General features: G+C 67.9%; 12 protein-coding genes. 6 read left to right on the top strand and 6 right to left on the bottom strand.

What is annotated here, in order from left to right:
- Positions 1-13: 13 nt before the first annotated feature.
- Positions 14-1,339, bottom strand: coding sequence for an MFS transporter (locus tag BW41_RS09875; RefSeq protein WP_081793028.1), 1,326 nt, complete (start codon positions 1,337-1,339; stop codon positions 14-16).
- Positions 1,340-1,494: 155 nt separating this feature from the next.
- Between BW41_RS09875 and BW41_RS09870 the strand changes: the two genes are divergently transcribed.
- Positions 1,495-1,818 carry a YnfA family protein gene (locus BW41_RS09870; protein ID WP_037534082.1) on the top strand — a complete coding sequence of 108 codons (324 nt, stop codon included), beginning with the start codon at positions 1,495-1,497 and terminating at the stop codon, positions 1,816-1,818.
- A gap of 4 nt (positions 1,819-1,822) precedes the next feature.
- Here the strand turns inward: BW41_RS09870 and BW41_RS09865 are convergent, their stop codons facing one another.
- Together BW41_RS09865 and BW41_RS20525 are read right to left on the bottom strand one after the other, a co-directional pair.
- Positions 1,823-2,689, bottom strand: a complete 867-nt coding sequence (locus tag BW41_RS09865) for an endonuclease/exonuclease/phosphatase family protein (RefSeq protein ID WP_037534049.1) — start codon at positions 2,687-2,689, stop codon at positions 1,823-1,825.
- Positions 2,686-3,177: an RNA polymerase sigma factor gene (locus BW41_RS20525; RefSeq protein WP_051583416.1), complete on the bottom strand. Its 492-nt coding sequence runs from the start codon at positions 3,175-3,177 to the stop codon at positions 2,686-2,688. The genes BW41_RS09865 and BW41_RS20525 overlap by 4 nt, the downstream gene beginning before the upstream one ends.
- 172 nt (positions 3,178-3,349) lie before the next feature.
- On the opposite strand from BW41_RS20525, the gene BW41_RS09855 reads away from it, so the two are divergent.
- Together BW41_RS09855 and BW41_RS09850 are read left to right on the top strand one after the other, a co-directional pair.
- The gene (locus tag BW41_RS09855; protein ID WP_051583415.1) at positions 3,350-6,172 is read left to right on the top strand and encodes a TonB-dependent receptor; all 2,823 of its coding nucleotides are present in this window, start codon (positions 3,350-3,352) and stop codon (positions 6,170-6,172) included.
- 154 nt (positions 6,173-6,326) lie between these two features.
- The gene (locus tag BW41_RS09850) at positions 6,327-8,168 is read left to right on the top strand and encodes a glycoside hydrolase family 9 protein (RefSeq protein ID WP_037534048.1); all 1,842 of its coding nucleotides are present in this window, start codon (positions 6,327-6,329) and stop codon (positions 8,166-8,168) included.
- Positions 8,169-8,191: 23 nt separating this feature from the next.
- Here BW41_RS09850 and BW41_RS09845 read toward each other — a convergent pair whose 3' ends face one another.
- Entirely contained in the window at positions 8,192-10,333 is a 2,142-nt protein-coding gene (locus BW41_RS09845) for a TonB-dependent receptor (protein WP_037534047.1), read from the bottom strand.
- A gap of 263 nt (positions 10,334-10,596) precedes the next feature.
- Between BW41_RS09845 and BW41_RS09840 the strand changes: the two genes are divergently transcribed.
- A complete protein-coding gene (locus BW41_RS09840) occupies positions 10,597-13,722 on the top strand; it encodes a TonB-dependent receptor (protein WP_081793026.1) in 3,126 nt (1,041 codons plus the stop codon).
- An 84-nt stretch (positions 13,723-13,806) separates the two neighbouring features.
- On the opposite strand, the gene BW41_RS09835 is transcribed toward BW41_RS09840, so the two are convergent.
- Together BW41_RS09835 and BW41_RS09830 are read right to left on the bottom strand one after the other, a co-directional pair.
- Positions 13,807-14,823, bottom strand: coding sequence for an alpha/beta hydrolase (locus BW41_RS09835; RefSeq protein WP_037534045.1), 1,017 nt, complete (start codon positions 14,821-14,823; stop codon positions 13,807-13,809).
- Between the two features lie 48 nt (positions 14,824-14,871).
- Positions 14,872-17,487 (bottom strand): glycosyl hydrolase 115 family protein, encoded by a 2,616-nt coding sequence (locus BW41_RS09830; protein WP_037534043.1) that lies wholly within the window; start codon positions 17,485-17,487, stop codon positions 14,872-14,874.
- A 256-nt stretch (positions 17,488-17,743) separates the two neighbouring features.
- Between BW41_RS09830 and BW41_RS09825 the strand changes: the two genes are divergently transcribed.
- Entirely contained in the window at positions 17,744-18,760 is a 1,017-nt protein-coding gene (locus BW41_RS09825; RefSeq protein ID WP_051583424.1) for a DHH family phosphoesterase, read from the top strand.
- A complete protein-coding gene (gene uvsE, locus BW41_RS09820; protein ID WP_037534039.1) occupies positions 18,757-19,911 on the top strand; it encodes a UV DNA damage repair endonuclease UvsE in 1,155 nt (384 codons plus the stop codon). Before BW41_RS09825 ends, uvsE begins: the two co-directional genes overlap by 4 nt.
- The last annotated feature ends 2 nt before the right edge of the window (positions 19,912-19,913 follow it).

Here is a 19,913-nt window from a genome sequence, read left to right as displayed (position 1 = left end):
ATAAAATGAACTTTCATGACGGGGCGGATGCGACGGTCTCCGGAACCCTAAGCGGGGCGGGCGATCGCCGGCTGCCCCGGACCAGCCAGAGCACGCCGCCGCAGCCCAGCGCCGGCAGCAGCCAGGCGATCGTCGCGACCATTCCCGGCGTCGCGCCGCACCGCGGGCAGGCCGCCGCGGCGACGACGAGCGCGAGCAGCGCATGGCCCAGACCGCCGCTTGCCTTGATGACGGCGAGGAAGACGCCGACCGGCAGCGCCTCGTCCATCACCCCCTCGCCCGCGCCGCGATGCACCGCGATCGCCAGCATCGCCCAGATCGCCATGTTCATCCCCGCCTGCGCGATGCCGATCAGCGTCAGCCCGATGACGTCGACGCCCGCACCCAGCGTGGCGGCGAGCATCGCGAGCGCGACGAGCATCGCACCATGCGCCAGCACCAGCAGCGCCTGCGGACGCCGCCAGCGTGCGGCGACCATCCACACCGGCAGCGACAGCGCCTGCGCGAGCGCGATCGTCGCCAGCGCCGGTCCCGCCCATTGCGCGCCGCCGCGCGTCGCCTCGCCGGTGAAGGCGAGCGCCCGCACGAACAGCGGCACCAGCCCCGATTGCAGCGGCAGCAGGCAGAGCAGCCGCCGGAACGGCGGGTTGCGCCACAGGTCGCCGATCACCGCCGCAGCGCTGCGCCGCTCGCCGCCGGGCGTCGGCGGCACCGGCAGCCGTCGCGTCGCGACCACGGCGACCAGCAGCGTACCGGCATAGAGCGCGCCGCCGATCATCGCCGCCGCGGCGATCGTCGCCGCGCGCGCGGCCGGCGGCGCGGTCAGGATCGCGGCGGTCGCCAGCCCGACCAGCCCGACCCCGCCGGCACTGCAGATCAGCCGCATCCCCGACACGCCCGCCGCGATGCGCGGATCGGCGGCAAAGCGGACGATCAGCGTATTGTGCCCGATGTCGCAGAGCGCGAAGCCGGCGCGGCACAGCATCACCGCAAGCGCGATCGGCCACGACCCGTCGGCCGGCGGCAGCGTGAAGATCAGCCAGAAGCTGATCGCGCACAGCGGACTGCCGATCAGCACCAGCCGGCGCAACGCGCCGACATGGCCGGAGCGATCGGTCAGGAAGGCGACACCGACATCCGCCGCGCCGTCCCACAGCATCACCGCGCCCAGCAGCCCGCCCGCCGCGAGCGGCGCCACCCCGGCGATCCGCACCAGATAATAGAGCAGGAAGGTATCGAACACGGTGAGCACGACGCTCTTGCCGAGATTGCCGAGGCTATAGCCGAGCTGCATCGAAACGGCGGGCCGCCCGGGCGATAGGAGTGGGGCGCTGGCCATGGCGCGGCGAGCCTAGCGCGCGTTGCTTGCACTTCCGCGACACGGGCGCGACGCGAGGCGACAGCGGCGCGCGCACCATCACGCCTCGCCGTCGCGGTGCCGTCGACGGACGCCCGCGCGTCCCCAATCCGGCCGCGACCTGTTATGGGCTGGCGATGACGCTCGTCCTCTACGCCGCCGCCGCGCTTGCCGAGATCGCCGGCTGCTTCGCCTTCTGGGCGTGGCTGCGGATGGCGCGTTCGCCGCTGTGGCTGATCCCGGGATGCCTCGCGCTGGTCGCCTTCGCATGGCTGCTCACCCGGGTCGAGGCGGCGGCGGCCGGGCGGGCCTATGCGACCTATGGCGGCATCTACATCACCGCCGCCTTGCTCTGGCTGTGGCGTGTCGAAGGCGTCCGGCCCGATCGCTACGATTGCGCCGGCACCGGCCTGTGCCTGATCGGCGCGGCGGTGATCGCACTCAGCCCGCACCGCGGCTGAGCGATCAGCGCGCGGTCCGATCGAGATCGGCGACGACCGGGAAATGGTCCGACGGATAGCGCTTGCCGTCATGATCGGTCAGCACCCGCGCCGACACCGGCCGGAAGCCGCGCACCAGGATATAGTCGATCCGGTCGCCCGGCACGCCGGTGAAGTCGTGAAAGGTCCCCGCCGGCCCTGCGCGCAGCTCCGCTTGCTCCCAGACGTCGGTGAGCAGCGCCGTCAGCCGTCGATGCGCCGCGCTGTCCGGCACCGCGTTGAGATCGGCGGTCAGCACGATCGGCAGCCCGTGCGCCAGCGCCGGCAGGCGGCGCGCGATCAGCGCCGCCGAACGCTGCCGCGCCACCGCATCCTCGCTGTCGCGATTGGCGAGATGCGTATCGAGCAGCAGGAACCGCCAGCGCGGCGTCGCGCGCGTCTCGAACACGCCCCAATTCGCCATCCGCGGCAGCGTCGCGCCCCAGCCGAGGCTGCCCGGCCGCGACGGCGTCGGCGACAGCCAGAAGCGACCGTGACGCAGCAGCCGCAGCCGGTCGCGCCGATAGACGATCCCCATATGCTCGTCGGCATGGCCGCCGAACCGGTCGCACCCGAACCAGCGGAAGCGCGGCAGCGCCCGCACGATGTCGTCGCCCTGCGCCTGGAACAGCTCCTGCGTGCCGATCACGTCCGGATCCGCCGCGCGGACGGTGGCGACGAACAGCGCGCGCCGGTCGGCCCAGCGATTGGCGCCGTCGTCCGGATTGGGATAGCGGACGTTGAAGGTCATCACGCGCAGGTCGGGACGCGCCGCCGGTGCCGCGCCGACGAGGCCGAGCCCGATCGTCGCGGCGGCGAACAGCCGCAGCGCGCGGGAGCGCCGGCCGCTCACTCGACCATCTCCAACCGGTCGGCGAGCCGCGCCAGCGTCCGCTCGACGTGATGCGACACCGCTTTGGGGGTGACGCCGATCCGCCGCGCCGCCTCCTTGTGGCTCAGCCCCTCGACGCGCACGAGCAGGAACGTGTCACGCGCGATCGGTTGCAGCGCATCGAGCGCGGCGTCGAGGCGGCGCAGCTGCTGGCGCGCCGCGACGGCGCGATCCGGACCGAGCGCGCCGGCGGCGGCGATGCTGTCGTCAAGCGGCAGATGCCGGTCAAACAACCGCGTCACCTGCCGGCGATGCCGGTCGATCATCAGATTGGCGGCGATCCGCCGGAGATAGCCCGCGGCATGGTCGACCGCTGACGCCTGAGTGGTGAGCAGCCGCAGATAGACGTCCTGCATCAGGTCGTCGACATCGGCGGGATCGCGCAGCCGGCGGCGAAGATACTGGCGCAGCGCGTTGATTTCGGCAGCGTCGATTGGCGCCAGCGTCACTCCACCCGTCCTTGCAATCATCGCCTCGCGACACGTTAGGGCCGATCGGTGACAGGGATATGACCAAAACGATCCTTTTTGCCGATGGGGAATCTCCACCGGCGCTGCGTCCTTCCGGCTGCACCCGTCCTTCGTCCGCGAAGGGCGGGTGGACTCATTTTGGGGGACTGACATGTTGCGATTGCCATTCAAGAGCGTGCTGCTGGCCGGCACGATGACCATCTGCGCCGCACCGGCGCTCGCGCAGCAGGAGCCGGCGCAGGCCGCCGCCGCGGACGCCACGGCTGCCGGCGCCTCGGGCCGGGACGATCGCGCCGGCGACATCGTCGTCATCGGCACGCGCAAACAGGCCGCCGCCATCCAGTTCGCCGCGGCGCAGCCGATCGCCGTGCTCTCCGAGGAGGATCTGCGCCACACCGCCGTGCACAACGTCGCCGAGGCGCTCGGCCTGCTGCCCGGCGTCAACGTCGTCAACACCGGCTCGTCGTTCATCGGCGGAGTCGACGGCGCGTCGCGCGGCGAGGGTATGTATGTCGCGATCCGCGGTCTCAATTCCGAATATAACGTCAACCTAATCAACGGCGTCAACGTCGCGCAGGGCCAGCCGTACAGCCGCGGCGTGCAGCTCAGCCTGCTGCCGCCGACCGGCCTCAACACGATCGTGCTCAACAAGGCGTCGCGCGCCGACATGGACGGCGATGCGATCGGCGGCACCGTCGATTTCCGCACGCCGACCGCCTTCGACTATGGCGACGCGCCGCACGGCAGCCTGACCGCGCTCGGCCGGATCGAGACGCGCGCGCGCAAATATCACGACGACGGGCTGGGCGGCGGCGCCGCGGCGGCGCTGTCGACGCGTTTCGGCCCCGATCATCAGATGGGCGTCTACGTCAGCGGCTATTTCGAGCGGCGCACCTATACCAACAGCGAGATCCGCGGCGCGCAATCGGCGCATGACGACGGCAGCTGGGGCTATGCCAATGCCGCCGATGCCAAGGGCCACGCCTATCCCGGCCTCGATCCCGAACGCAACGCGGCGCTGACCGGCTTCGACGCGGGCGTGTCGAGCGGCGCGACCAACCGCTTCGGCGGCAACGGCTCGCTCGACTGGCGCGGCGCGGACGGCACGCAGCTCTATCTGCGCGGCAGCTATGCCAAGGCGATGACGACGCAGGATTCGACCCTCGCGCAGTTCAACGGCGGCACCAAGTCATGGGTGCAGACGGCAGGTACGGATCGCTACCAGCTCGTCGTGCCGGCGGTTTCGGTGCGCAATTATTTCGAGACCAATCCCGAAACGTCGATCCTCGCCACCGCGGCGTTCGGCGGCGCGGCGCAGCTCGGCGGCTGGAAGATCGCCCCGGAACTGTTCTTCAGCGAAGGCCACAACAACCGGCCCAATCATATCGAGGCCTCGGCGCGCAGCAACCAGTCGGACAAATATACTAACGGCGCGAAATATCCGCTCGGCGGCCAGTCGATCGGCTATCGCGACGAATATCCGGTCGCCCTGCTCAATCCGGCGATCTTCGACGCCTTCGACCATGCGGCCGATGTGCTGCCCGCCCGCCGCGCCGGCCAGCTCACCGAACAGTTCAGCGGCCAGCGCAAATGGGGCAGCCGGATCGACTTCAGCCGCGATCTGTCGGATCAGGCCGGGATCGTGCAGTCGGTCGCGTTCGGCGCCAAGGTGCAGACCAGCCGCCGCACCGTCACCAGCCGCGACTGGACGACCGACTATGTCGCCAATTACCTTGGCAAGACCGCGACCTGGGCCGCCTTGGGCCTGACCGGCGGCCGTTATGCGCACACCTATCCCGGCCTGTACGAATGGTCGCTGCCGCGCTTCGACAAGCAGGCGCTGTTCGACCTCTTCAACAAATATCAATTCGCCGCCAATTTCGACGGGACGCCGTACAACAGCTTCGACACCTGCGGCGATCTGTACGTCAACAACCGCAATTGCGGCACGCTCAAGGGCAGCGAGACGGTCAGCGCCGGCTATGCGACCACGACGCTGAAGACGGGCGACGTGGAGATCATCCCCGGCATCCGCTTCGAACATACCGACATCCGCAACACCTATTGGCAGATCCGTTACGTCGGCAAGGTCGAGCAGCCCGGCGCCTTCGCCGGCAATCGCTCGCATTACGACGCGCTGCTGCCCAGCCTGTTCGTCAACTGGCGGCCGACGTCCGGCATCGTCGCCCGCGGCGACATCTGGCAATCCTACACGCGCCCGCCCTTCTTCCAATTGGGTGGCAGCGCGACGAGCCGGACCGGCGACGACGGCAAGACCACGATCGTGCAGGGCAATCCCGATCTCAAGGCGATCCGTGCGACCAACGTCGACACGTCGGTCGAATGGAATTTCGCGCCCTCGGGCTATGCGATGCTCGGCGGCTATTACAAGCGGCTGCGCAACTACATGTACGACAGCGGCACGATGCTGCTCAACACCGCGACCAGCGACGGCACCAACCAGACCTTCGTCAACCAGCCGCGCAACGGCGGCGGCGGCAATATCTACGGGCTCGAATTCCAGACGCAGAAGACCTTCGTCGAGCTGCCCGGCGCGCTGCGCGGCTTCGGGATCGGCGCCAACCTGACCCGCCAGTGGACCAAGGTCGATATCGGTGGCGGCAACGAAGCGCCGATCCAGAACGCCCCCGACGTGATCGCACAGGGCCGCGTCTTCTATGCGCTGCACGGACTCTCGATCGACGCCCTCTACAGCTACACCGGCGCCTATCTCGAATCGTACAGCTATCTGGGTCAGCCGACCGGCTGGGATCAGCGCTGGGTGCGGCCGATCCGGCGCGTCGACCTGCACGTCGGTGCCGATTTCGGCCATGGCGTGAAGGGCGACGTCTCGATCGCCAATCTGTTCAACAGCTATACCTATTGGGCGCATATCGGCCGCCGCTCGCTGGCGATCTCCGACATCGTCAATTCGGGGACGACCGCGCTCGCCAGCCTGAAATATTCGTTCTGACCGATCGTGACGGCGCCACCACCGGCGCCGTCACCTTCCCCGGCAGCGGCACCGGCCGAGACGATCGGCCCTGCCCTGAGTTATAGACTAAATAGCTGCTTCAATTGCATTTTCAGTCGCTATGAAGGCGCAGCTGATTGGGGGGAGACGAGCGATGCGACGCAACCGAGGCCTGTGGACGATTCCGCTCGCGCTGATCCTCGCCGCCGCGGCGCCCGCGCCGGAACCCGCGGCCAGTCCGATCCGCGTCGACCAGATCGGTTACGAGACGCACGGCCCCAAGACCGCGATCCTCGCCACGCCGACGGAGGCGCCGCAGGACTGGCAATTGCTCGACACCGCCGGGCGCACGGTGGCGCACGGCACGACCGAGCCGTTCGGCGTCGATCCCGGCTCGGGCGAGCGCGTCGCGCGCATCCGCTTCGATAGCGTGACGCGCCCCGGCCGCTATCGGCTCGCCGTCGGCAGCGCGCGCAGCCAGCCGTTCGCGATCCTCGATCGCCCCTATGCCGATGCCGCCACCGCGGCGATGAGCTTCTTCTACCAGCAGCGCAGCGGCGTACCGATCCTCGCGCGCTATGTGCCGCGTCCCGACCTCGCCCGCGCCGCCGGTCATCCGCACGAGCGCGTCACCTGTTTCCACGGCCGCGACCAGCGCGGCGTCACCTGGCCGGGCTGCGACTATACGCTCGACACCACCGGCGGCTGGTATGATGCCGGCGACCAGGGCAAATATGTCGTCAACGGCGGCCTATCCGCCTGGACCTTGCTCGATCTGCACGAACGGCTCGCCGCGCTCGGCGATGCGAACGCCTTCGCCGACGGACGGCTCGCCTTGCCCGAGAACGGCAACGGCACCGACGATCTGCTCGACGAGGCGAAGGTCGAGGTGCGCTTCCTGCTCGCGATGCAAATCCCCGCCGGTCGCTCGCTCACCGTCGCCTTCACCACCGATCGCGGGGCGCCGGCGCGCGATTTCCGCACCATCGATGCGGGCGGCCTCGTCCACAGCAAGGTCGCCGACGTCGCCTGGACGCCGCTGCCGACCGCGCCCGCCGCCGATCCGATGCCGCGCTTCCTCTATCCGCCGACCACCGCGGCGACGCTCAACATGGTCGCGGTCGCGGCGCAGGCGGCGCGGATCTGGCGCGAGCGCGACCCCGCCTTCGCCGCCGCCGCCCTCGCCGCCGCGACACGCGGCTGGGCGGCGGCCACGCGCGTGCCCGATCTCTATGCCAGCTCCGACTTCACCGGCAGCGGCGGCTATGGCGACAGGACGGTGAGCGACGAACGCTTCTGGGCGGCGGCGCAATTGTTCGTCACCACCGGCGATCCGGCCTATGCCCAGGTCATCACCACCTCGCCCTATCTGGTCGACGACGGCGTCGATCTCAGCTGGGGCAGCACCGCGCTCGCCGGGATGATGACGCTGGCGACGACGCCCAACCGCCTGCCCGCGGCGACCGAAGCCGCGATCCGCGCGCAGCTGCTGCGCCTCGCCGACCGGCTGCTCGCCGAGCGCGCGCGCAGCGGCTACCAATTGCCGCTGGCAGGCCGGAAATACGTCTGGGGCTCCAACGCGACCTTGCTCAACCGCGCGATGCTGCTCGGCGTCGCATGGCAGATCAGCCATCGCCCCGCCTATCGCGCCGCGATGATCGACGTCGCCGACTACGTCTTCGGCCGCAACGCGCTCGATCGCTCCTACGTCACCGGCTTCGGCAGCCGGCCGATGCGCCATCCGCACCACCGCTTCTGGGCGCAGGCAGCCGATCCGCGTTTCCCCGCGCCGCCGCCGGGCGTGCTGTCGGGCGGCCCCAATGACGGCGCGGGCACCGCCGACGCGCAGCTCAAGGGCTGTATCGGCCAGACCTGCTGGCGCGACGACTGGCAGGCGTTCACGGTGAACGAGGTGGCGATCAACTGGAACGCCCCGCTCGTCTGGGTCACCGCCTTCCTCGATGCGACGCGCAGCGTGCCGCCCGCGAAGGGCTGAGCGGCACGCCGCGGCGGCGGCGCCTATAGCGCGAAGCGCAATGTGGCGCGCAGGTCGCGTCCGGCGAGCGGCGCGAAATCCTTGAGGAAGCTCGCGTGGCGGCGGACGTTGACGTCGAACAGATTGTTCGCCGAGAGCAGCAGCGTCGTCTTGCTGTCGCGCCCGAACGGCGACAGGCTGAGGCTCGCATTGGCGATCGTATAGCTTTGCGTCGGCGTCTCGAACGCGGTGATGCGGTTCTGCTCGAACAGATGCTCGACCTCGCCGCGCAGCGTGAAGCGGTCGCCCTGCGCCTCGAGTCCGCCGAGCACGCGCGCCGGCGGGATGCGCGGCACCGGCCCCAGATCGACGATCGAGGCATGGACGTAATCGCCGAGCAGGTCGCCGTTGACGCGCACCTGCCCCAGCCGGAACAGCGTCGCCGACACGTCCGCCTCGAACCCGTAATAGCGCGCATCCGCCTGCTGATACTGGAAGCAGGGCAGGTCGACGACGCGGCCGGACGGCGAGGCGGCGGCGACGCAGACCGACGGATCGACCTGGTTCTCCGAGATATAGTTGCTGAACCAGTTATAATAGGCCGAGGCGTCGAAATTCACCCCGGCGGTATGCGCGTGCAGCGTCGCTTCGAGGCCCCATGACTTTTCCAGCCGGAAGTCGGGGCTGCCGAGCTCATAGGCCTGCGTCCCCGCATGGCCGCCATTGGCGAACAACTCCTCCGCCGAGGGCGCGCGTTCGGTGCGCGAACCGTTGATGCCGATCCGCACCGCATCGCTCAGCGCATAAGAGGCGCCGAGCGACCCCGACAGCGCCTGGAAGCTGCGCTGCCCGCTGAAGAAGCGATTGTCCTGATCGGCGCGGGCGGCGAGCGTGCTCCATTCGTAGCGCAGCCCGCCTTCGGCGCGGAACGGCCCGCTGGCGAATTGTTGCAGCGTGAACAGCCCGGTCTGGTCGGTGGCGTTGCGCGGCAGAAAGGCCTCGTCGCCGACGACGTTGAACAGCCGGTTGAAATATTGCACGCCCGACGCGCCGCTCCAGCCGCCATGGTTCGCCTGGACCAGTTCGAGCCGCCCTTCGGTGCCGTTGTTGTAGAAGGCGGTGCCGACGCTGCCGTCCTCCTCCAGCTCGAAATGGCGGTAATCGGCATGGCCGAGGCGGATGCGGATGCGATCGAGCACGCCGCCGCCGGTCTGCACCTCGCCACGCAGATCGTAGCGGTTCTGCACCACGGAGAGGCGCGGCGCCTCCTGCTCCTGCCCGACCGCGGTCGCATAGCGGATCGGCACGCCGTAGAGGCTGTCGTAATGGCTGTACGACACGCCGAGGTTGCCGGTGTCGGTGATGATCGCCGCACCGACGCCCGCGGTCCACGTCTCCGCGGCCGAATTGGGCAGGCGGCCGCGGATGCGGGTCGAGGCGGCGAAGTCGATCGGCTCCTCGCTGTCCTGCGGCAGGCCGATCTGGCTCGCCGCCGCCGCCCGCGCCGCGCGCGACAAGGCATAGCCGCCGATGCGCAGATCGTCGGACTTGAGGTACGATCCGTCGGCATGCAGCACGAGATGCTGGCCGACCGCGACATCGCCCGCGCCCTCGATTGATCGCTCGCTGGCGGCGCTGCCGTAATTGGCGATGCCGGCGAGGCGATAGCCCTTGTCGGGCACGGAGCGCGGGATGCGCGTGTCGATGACGTTGACGACGCCGCCGACCGCCGACGATCCGAACAGCAGCGCCGACGGGCCGCGCAGCACCTCGATCCGCTCGGCGAGCAGCGGATCGATGATCACCGCATGATCGACGCTGGTGTTGGACACGTCGATCGAGCCGATCCCGTCGGTGAGCACGCGGATGCGCTCGCCCTGGAAGCCGCGCAGGATCGGCCGTGACGCCGACGGCCCGAACGACGTCGCCGACACGCCCGGCAACCGCGCCAGCGTCTCACCGATCGTCGGCCGCAGGTTGCGCGTCAGCGCCTCGCCGGCGAGCACCGACGTTCCCTGGAGCACGTCGCGCTCGCTCTGCTGCACCGGCGCGGTGATGATGATGTCGTTCGACGCGGCCGCGCGCGTGGAGGCCGCGGGCGGCGCGGCAGGATCGGCCCCGGTCTGCGCCAGCGCCGGCGCGGCGAGGATCGACAACAGGCTGACGCCGACGAGATAGGAGGTCATGATCGCTTTCCCCTGAACCAAGGCGTCGCCCCATAGCGCCATGTTATATTGTATCAAGGGGTGAATCGATGAGCTGCGTCCGTAGCGGCTTCGACCGAGGAGCTCCCTCAAGGCCCGGTCGCGATCGTGACAAATTTACGACAGGTCGGGAGATTTTGCCCGTCTCTCCGAAAACGCCATTGTGTTCATGTCCGCAATGGTCAGTCTTCGTATACCGGATACGATAACCGGACAAAAAGGCACAGGGATAAGAGGTGGATCATATGGAAAAGCAAGATCAAAAACTGCGGTCCCAATTATTGGCTTCGGTGGCGATGGGCCTCATGGCCCTCACCATCGCTGGCAGCGCAATGATACCGACCGCAAAGGCGCAAGGTTTCTCCAGTTTCAGCGCGAGCGGAACAGTGCTCGATGCCGCCGGCCACCCTATCAGCAATGCACATGTCACTATCCGGTCCATCGATCAGGGTTTCACCCGAACCGTCACGACCAACACAAGCGGCGTCTACAGCATTCCGGAGCTGCGGCAGGGCAGATACCAATTCACCGTCGACGCAGACGGCTATGACACCTATGTGGAAACGGACGTGACGCTTGCGCCGGGGTCGGCATCGAACCAATTTCGCCTTGCCAAAGCGGGCAGTAGCGAAACCGGCGGAACGGACATCGTCGTAACCAGCAAACGTATTGCCACTACGGATTTCGACCTGACGACGACAGGCCAGGTCATCAACGTCGCGGATGTGGCGGCCCGCCTGCCCGTGGCCCGGGACCTGACCTCGGTTCTCCTGCTGGCGCCTGGTACGGCAAGCGGCTCGGGCGCCTTCGGCGGGCTCGCATCGGTCAACGGCGGCGCTGTCTCGGAGAATGCATTCTTCGTGAACGGCCTTAACATCACCGACTTCCGCAAAGGATTGAGCCCTGCGGGCGTTCCGTTTGATTTCTACCAGACCATCGAGGTCAAATCCGGCGGCTATGCGGCAGAGTTCGGCCGCTCAACCGGTGGCTTTACCAGCGCGACGACCAAATCCGGATCCAACGAATTTCATGGCGGCATCTTGTTCTCGTGGAATCCTCACGAGTTGCGGACGCGCACGCGCGATACTTTCTTTTCAGACAATGACGGAAGCCGTGCAGACTCGCGCTCGACCACGTTCCAGCTCTCCGGCCCGATCATCAAGGATCACCTGTTCTTCTACGGCCTGTACCAAGCGCGCAATGACAGCTCGGTCAGCGCCGGTCGTCAGTTCCTCGGCGATCCCCGCACGGCGGACATCGACAATCCGAACAAATATCTCGGCACATCGCGCACGTATTTCGGCACGTCGTCACCTTTTTATGGCGGCAAGATCGACGCGGTGATTGTCAGCGGTCAGCGGCTCGAAGCCACCTATTGGAGCACCAAGGGCAACCAGTTCTTCAACACCTTCGGCAGCGCCGCCCGCGGCTACACACGCTATAACTATCTCACCAACACAGACGGAAGCTACGCCGGCCGAACGCTTGCCTCGTACGGCGGCGAAAACTACGTCGGCCGGTACACGGGCGTGTTTAGCAAGTGGCTGACCCTGTCGGCTGCCTATGGCCGCAATGAGAACAGCTATGTGTCGCAATCCTTCAACGACACCAACGGCAATGTGCCGCCCGTAACCGACGCACGCAATCCGCTTGCCGTCGTCCCGCTGACCCGATCGAGCGGTGGTCGCAGCGACGATCATGACATTCGCAAGTTCTATCGTGGTGATGCCGACCTCTATTTCAAGCTTCTCGGATCGCACCACGTCAAGGGCGGCTATGATCGTGAGGAACTGACGTCCACCACCGCATCAAGCGGTGGCGGCGATGGCCTTTCCTACACCATCTACACCGCTCAGGCAGGGAACCCCTATAATCTTGCGGCTGGCACAGACTATGTCCGCCGCACGACCTACTTTAATGAAGGCACGTTCGCGTCGCTCAATGAAGCCTATTATCTGCAGGATAGCTGGGCGATGTTCGGCGACCGGCTCAACCTGAGCCTCGGCATCCGCAATGATCGCTTCACAAACAACAATGCTCTCAGCCAGACCTTCTACAAGTCCGGCAACCAATGGGGCCCACGCCTCGGCTTTACCTTCGATCCGGTGGGCAATCGTCGCGACAAGATCTACGGCAGCTTCGGTCGTCTGTTCGTGCCCGTTGCCTCCAATACCAACATCCGTCTGACCGGAGGTGAGACCTATTATACTCGGACAGCACTGTTCAACGGACTTACCAACGCCAACATCCCGATCCTCGGCAGCCCGATCCTTTATACCAATGCGGCCGCGTGCCTTGATGACGGCGCGCTGGCGTGCAGCGTCACCGGCAACGGCACGCCGAAGTCTGCGGAAACCACGGTGGCCCAGGGACTGAAACCGCAATCCGCCGACGAATACATCCTCGGCTATGAAAAGCGGCTCGGCGCGCGCTGGAAGGTCGGCGCATATTTCACCTACACGAAACTCAATGACGTCCTCGAAGATTCATCGATCGATCAGGCGGTCAACGCCTATTGCGGCAAACAGAAGATCAGCGGCTGCAACGCAATCTGGAACGGCTTTCATCAATACGTGCTCATCAACCCGGGCAGCACGGCGCGAGTTACCCTGGCAAATCCGATCAATGGAGAAGCGGCGCTTCGCACCGTCGATTTTTCTGCCGCCGATCTAGGTTATCCGAAGGCGCGGCGTACCTACAAAGGCATGACCTTTGAGGCGCATCGCGAATTTGACGGCATATGGAGCCTTGATGCATCCTATACCTATTCCAAGACGATCGGTAATTACGAAGGCGGCGTAAAGACCGACAATGGGCAGAGCGACACCGGCCTGACCACGGATTTCGATCAGCCGGGACTGACGCTAGGGACCTATGGGTATTCGCCTAACGACAAACGCCACGTCATCAAGTTGGCCGGTAGCTATCTTCTCTTCGACCGGCTGAATATCGGCGGGAAGCTGCAAGCCTTCTCGCCGCGCCGCTATGGCTGCATCGGCCGGGTGCCCGAGAGCATCGATCCGTATGCAGCGGCCTATGGTGCGGCGGGGCTATTCTGTCAGGTGAATGCAGATGGCTCGATCAATACAGACCCGACGGTGTCACGCCCGGTCCAGCTTATTCCCCGTGGCTCCGTCTTCAAGAGTGACTGGCTCATCGTCAACGACTTCGACGTGAGCTATAAGTTCGACGTCGGCTCGGCGGCGATGACCCTGCGAGCTACCGTGTTCAACCTCTTCAATCGCCAGCCAAAGCTCAACTTGAGTGAGGTTGGCACCGACGGCGAAGGCAAGGCGTCGCCTTACTACCGCATCGTGACCCAATATCAGAATGCACGGAGCGCACGCCTACAATTGTCTTTCGACTTCTAAAATTCGGGCGGGGACTCGCGTCAGCGTCATCGCAGAGTCCCCCCTCCCGTCCAAGCGGAAGACAAAGTCTATCGTGCAGCGCCCTCATCGCGGCAGCACCCCCAGATCCTCCAACCACTGCCGCACCTGCCCCGGCCATTCGCGGGTGATCGGGTCGGCGGTGGGGCGGAGGCCGAAGGCGTGGCCGCCCCTGGCATACAGGCGCATGTCGACCGGCACGCCGGCGTCGGTGAGCGCCAGCGCATAGGCCATGCCCTGGCGGACATTGTCGGTCGGATCGTTCATCGCGTGGAGGATCAGCGTCGGCGGCGCCTTCGGGCTGATCCTCACCCAGGGCTTGAGGTCGAGGCTGTTGCGGCCCTTGCCGGCGTCAAGCATCCGCGCCCCGTAGGCGAGGATCGCGAAGTCCGGCCGCGGCGACTGGCGGTCGGCAGCATCGGTCAGCGGATAGCTGCGCTCGACCGTGTTGCTCATGTCGGCGACCAGATAGGCGCCCGCGGAAAAGCCGATCACGCCGATCCGGTGCGGATCGATGCCGTAGGTGGCGGCGCGCTGCCGCAGCAGGCCCATCGCGCGCTGCGCATCCTCCAGCCCGAGCAGCACCTTGGGCCGCTGCTGCGGCTGTCCCGCCGCCCGTTCCCAGACCTGCGGCGTCCGGTATTTGACCATCGCGCAGGTCATGCCCTGCCGCACCACCCAGTCGCAGATCTCGGTGCCCTCGAGGTCGGTCGCGACCGCGTAAAAGCCGCCGCCCGGCAGGACCATCATCGCCGCGCCGGTATTCCGCCCCTTCGGCCTGTAGAGCGTCATCGTCGGCCGGGTGACATAGCTCGCCCAATGCCACATCCGCCCGCCGACCAGCGGCGACCCGTTGCCGGTCGCCTCGGGATGATCGCCGCTGTCCGGCTTGGCCAAAGCGACGCCCGCCGGCCACAGCGGCACCTGCGTTCCGCCCGGCGTCGGCTGCCACACGCCGGCCCGCTCGACCTTGGGGACGGCGATCCTGGCGGGCGACGGCGCGAGGCTGCCGGACTGTGCCACAGCCGCGCCGGCAAGGCCGAGCCCGACGAGAGCAGACGCCAGCAACCCGATCCGTGACACACCGCATCTCCCGCCATGAGGACGACCGCTAGATTATAGCAGCATCGCTCACGCGCCCAGATAGGCCGGTGCCGCCGCGCCCTGGCTCAGCACCAAAGTCTCGACCACGACATTGTCGTCGATCCGCGACAGGCGCAGCCGGTGCCGCCCCGCGGCAAGCGCGCCGAGATCGAGCGCGAGGCGGACAGTGTTGTCGCAGACCGCCGTCGCCCAGCGCGCCTGATCGGGCTTGTCCGCCGATCCGCCGGTCGCCTGCAACGCCGCCTGCACCGGCCGCATCGCGCCGCCGTCGACCGACACGCCGATCCGCACCCCGCCCCGGTTGAGCGTGTCGAGCGTCGGCGCGAGGTAGAGCGTCAGCGTCGTCGCACCGGCGCGCGGCAGCGTGACGTCATAGTCGAGCCAGGCGCCCTCGCCCGCCGCGCTCGACGGCCGCCCCTGCGGCAGCGCGACCATCGCGCCGGTGCCGGCGCCATGGCCGAGGTTCGCCACCTTGGTCCAGCGCAGCCCATCGCGATCCTCGGTGCGGGCGAAGTCGGTCGCGGCGATCACCACCAGATCCCGCGCCGGCGCAGGCTTTGCGACGAAGCGCGGCCGCGGCTGCTGGCGATCGCGCGGCGTATCGCCGCCGACCCGGACGATCGAGGGCATGGTCTGCTGAGTCGGGTCGTTCCAGATGACGTAGTTCATGTGCACCTGCGCCATCATCCCGTCCCACTTGCCGTGGTGGATCGTGTGATATTGGCGGGTGAGCTCGCCGTCGCGGCGATAGGCCGCCTCGACCGCATCGGCGAAGTAATTGGCGCGCGCGTCGTTGCTGCGCGCGAGCAGCCGGTTCCAGGCGGTGGCGTAATACATGCGGTAGAGGTTCGCCACCGCGAGGATCGGAAACTCGATCAGCTGGAACCAGCCGTCGAGCTGGTCGGGCCGCAGCGTCGCGCGCACCGCGGTCATCTTCGCCTCGAGCGCGTCCCAGGCGACGATCATCGCGCCGAACACGCCGCCGTCGAGCCCGTCCGCGGTCACGCCGCCGAGCGGGAAGCTGGTCTCGTCGATCAGCTCGGGCTTCCGGCGCGAGGCATAGCGGCTGTAGAGGGTGACGATCTCGCCGATCGCCGCCGCCTGGGCGGGCCCGAACGTCGCCGCCGCCCAGTCGCGCGGATAGGCGGCGAGCGTCGCCGGCGTCATCGCCTCCGGGTTCCACGCCTGTTGGAGGAAGAAGCCCAGCGGATATTCCATCGGCTTGATGTCGCCGACGTTGACGATCCACATCGCCCGCGCACCGCGCGCATAGGCGAGGTCCATCTGCTGCCAGACCTTCTCGATCTGGTTGGTGTTGAGCCATTTGTAGTTGCGCGGCACGCCGACGTAATCGAAGTGATAATAGATGCCGTAGCCACCCGGCCGCGGCGCCGCCGCCGGATCGGGCAGGCGCCGGATATCGCCCCAATTGTCGTCCGCGAACAGCAAGGTGACGTCGTCGGGCACCTTCATGCCGTGGTCGTAATAATCCTGCACCTCCTTGTAGAGCGCCCAGACCTGCGGCGTCTCGGCGGCGGGACGGTGGGTGACGTCGGCGATGATCGCGCGCTGATCGGTGACGATCCGCTCGAGCAGGTCGGTCGCGGTGCCCTCCGCCATCGCCTCGTCGCCGTCGCCGCGCATGCCGACGGTGACCACCGACTCATAGCGCCCGCCCGGCTTGGACATCATCCGCTCGATTCCGCCGCGCCAGAAGCGGCGCAGATTGTCGCGGTTGCGGCTATAGTCCCAGGCGCCGCCGCGCGTCGGGTCCTCGTCGTGGTGGCGATGCCATTCCGCCTGCGCGCGCAGCATCGGTTCGTGATGCGAATTGCCCATCACCACGCCCATCGCATCCGCCAGCACCATGCTGTTCGGATCGTCGTCGGCGAACGCCTTGCCCCACATCGCGGGCCACAGGTAATTGCCCTTCATGCGCAGCAGCAACTCGAAGACATGCGCGTACATCGCCGCATTGACCCCGCCGAAATGCTTCTTCGCCCAGCCCGACAGGCAGGGATCCTCGTCGTTGATGAAGAAGCCGCGGTAGCGGACGCGGGGGCGGTCGGCGACCGGATCGGCCGGCACCGTCACGTTGCGCTGCCGCGTCACCGCGACATCGGCGAACCAATACCAGGGCGATACGCCGATCGTCTCCGACAGATCATAGGTGCCGAACACCGCCCCGCGCCGGTCGGCGCCGACGATGACCAGCGCGCGCGCGACGCCGGGCATCGGATGATCGACGACGACGCGGCGATAGGCTTCCCAGCTGCCGCGCAGGTCGGCGACGTCGAACCGGCCCGCCGCGACCAGCGCGTCGATCGTCGGGCTGGCGCCGAGCACGCCGATCATCACCACCGTGCCGGTCAGCGCCGCCGGCGTATCGACCACCCGCGCGGGCGTGCCGCCGACCCGCCCGAGATCCTCGGCGAAGCTCGCCGCGACGCGCCGCACCGCGCTGTCCGCGCCGGCATCGACGAACACCGTCGCCGGCGCGCCCGCGACGATCAGCGGAAAGGCCGGCTGCGACCCCGTCTGGCCGGCGAGGACCCGCGCGACCGCTGGCACGGGCAGCGCGGCGAGCGCGCCGAGCGCGCTTCCCGCCAGTAACGTCCGCCGCGAGACTGCGGTGTCGATCATCGATCCTCTCCCTTGATCGTCGCATCACGCCGAAACGGCCTGCGGACGCCCGATTGGTATGCCGTACCGGACCATGCTGTCATGCCGATCATGATGCAATCGGTCTTACAGTGATTTGCGATAAGAGATGGCCCTCGCCGGGGGCGGGCAACATAGGTGAGGCGCGGCGGACCCGACATCGCCCCGCTTCGTTACCCGAGCGATGATCGGCGAGCTTTTCCAAACAGATGACCCACGCGCCGCGGCGCGGGCGGCGATGGCGACGGCGCTCGATCGCGCCGGGGGCGACGGTCCGGTCGTCGTGCTCGGCCATTTCGATGCGGACGGCCTGACCGCGGTCGCGATCCTCGTCCGCGCGCTGCGCCGGGGGGGCCGGACCGTCGAACCGCTGGTGATCGGCAAGACCGAAAGCCCGTGGGACGAGGCGGTCGCCGCGCGGCTCGCCGCGCTCGCCCCGGCGCTGCTGATCGTCGCCGATCTCGGCACGCGTCCCGACCCCGTCCTCGCCGGCACGCCGACCCTGGTCATCGATCATCACCGCCCGACCGGCACGCCGCAGGATGCGGTCACGATCAGCGGCAACGGCCTCGATCCCGAACCGACCAGCGCGCTGCTCGCCTGGTGGGCGGCGGGCGCGCTCGGTGACCAGGGCGATCTGCTCTGGCTCGCCGCGATCGGGCTGATCGGCGACATGGCGGACGACGCCGGCTTTCCCGAACTGGCCGAGGCGCAGGCACGCTGGGGCAAGACCGCGCTGCGCGATGCCACCGCGCTGATCAACGCGCCGCGACGCACCGCCGCCGCCGATGCCGGTCCGGCGCTGCGCCTGCTGCTGCGCGGCGACGGCCCCAAGACGATCACCAAGGGCGACGACGACGACACGCGCGCGCTGCACGCCGCCAAGGCCGAGGTGCGCGCGGCGATGGACGTCGCCAAGCGCAGCGCGCCGCTCGTCGCCGGCGATGTCGCGCTGCTCCGGCTCGACACCGCCTGCCAGATCCATCCGCTGATCGCGCAGCAATGGCGCGGGCGGCTCAAGGACAAGATCGTCATCGCCGCCAACCGCGGCTACCGGCCCGGCTGGGTGCATTTCGCGGCGCGCTCCGCCACCGGCCGCGATCTCATCGCCTTCCTCGCCGAACACCGCCCGCCCGAGGCGGACGGCCGCTACGGCAACGGCCATGCGCAGGCGACCGGCGGCGCGCTGCCGATCGCGGCGTGGAACACGTTCATCGCGGGCCTCGGCCTGCCCCAGGCACAGGTAGACGCATGACCGACCCCGAACGCCCGCTCCGCCTCGGCTTCCCGGTCAAGGTGATGGGGCGGCCCGGCCTCAAGTCGCAGGACACGCGGCGCTGGCAGAAGAACCCGCATCTCAAATGCTCGCTCGAACTGCTCGACGACGTGCTCGACTATCTCAAGTCGGAACGGCTCGACATGTACCGCTTGTCGTCGGACATCGCGCCCTATGCGACGCATCCCGACATGCCGCAATTCCACACCATGGTCGCCGACAGCGACGCGGAATTGCGCGCCTTCGGGGCCAAGGCGCGCGCCTATGACATCCGCCTGTCCTTCCACCCGTCGCAATATGTCCTGCTCAACGCGCCCAATCCCGATCTCACCGCCAAGAGCATCTGGGACCTGTCGAGCCAAGCCGAGATGCTCGACCGGATGGAGCTTGACGACGAGGCGGTGATGATCACCCATGTCGGCGGCGTCTACGACGATCATGACGCCAGCCGCGAACGCTGGATCGCCGGCTGGGAGCAATGCCCCGAGCATGTCCGCCGCCGGCTGGTGCTGGAGAATGACGACATCCGCTTCTCCGCCGCCGACGTCTTATGGATCCACGAGCGCACCGGCGTGCGGCTGATCTTCGACTATCAGCATTTCTGGTGCCTCAACCCCGAACGGCTCGACATGCGCGAGACGCTGGAGCGGTTCCTCGCGACCTGGCCCGCCGGCGTGCGGCCGAAGATCCATTTCTCCAGCCCGCGCACCGAGCTGCGCGAGATCAAGCAGAAGATCACGCCCAAGCAGCGCGCCGCAGCCAAGACCGGCCGCGCCACGGCGAAGAAGGGCGAATTGCTCAAGGCGCCGGTCAAGGCGACCGCGCGGATCAAGACGGTGCTGCGCCCGCCGATCTGGACCGGCCATGCCGATTTCACCAACCCGTTCGAATTCGCCACCTTCATGCGCATGGCCGAAGGATTGGTGTTCGACGTGATGATGGAGGGCAAGTCGAAGGACCTCAGCCTGCTGCGGCTGCGCCCCGACCTGCTGCGCTACGCCCCCGACGTCGCCGCGCGCTTCGGCATCACCGTCGATGATGCCGACGCGCTCGCCGAAGACGAGGCGCGGCTCGAAGACGGCGCCGACGCCGACGAGGACGCCGACGTCGACGAGGGTATCGCGGCCTGAGC

The sequence above is a fragment of the Sphingomonas sp. RIT328 genome (assembly GCF_000632225.1).
In the GTDB taxonomy this organism is placed as follows: Bacteria; Pseudomonadota; Alphaproteobacteria; order Sphingomonadales; family Sphingomonadaceae; genus Sphingomonas; species Sphingomonas kyungheensis.
This window is presented reverse-complemented; position numbering and strand designations above follow the sequence as displayed.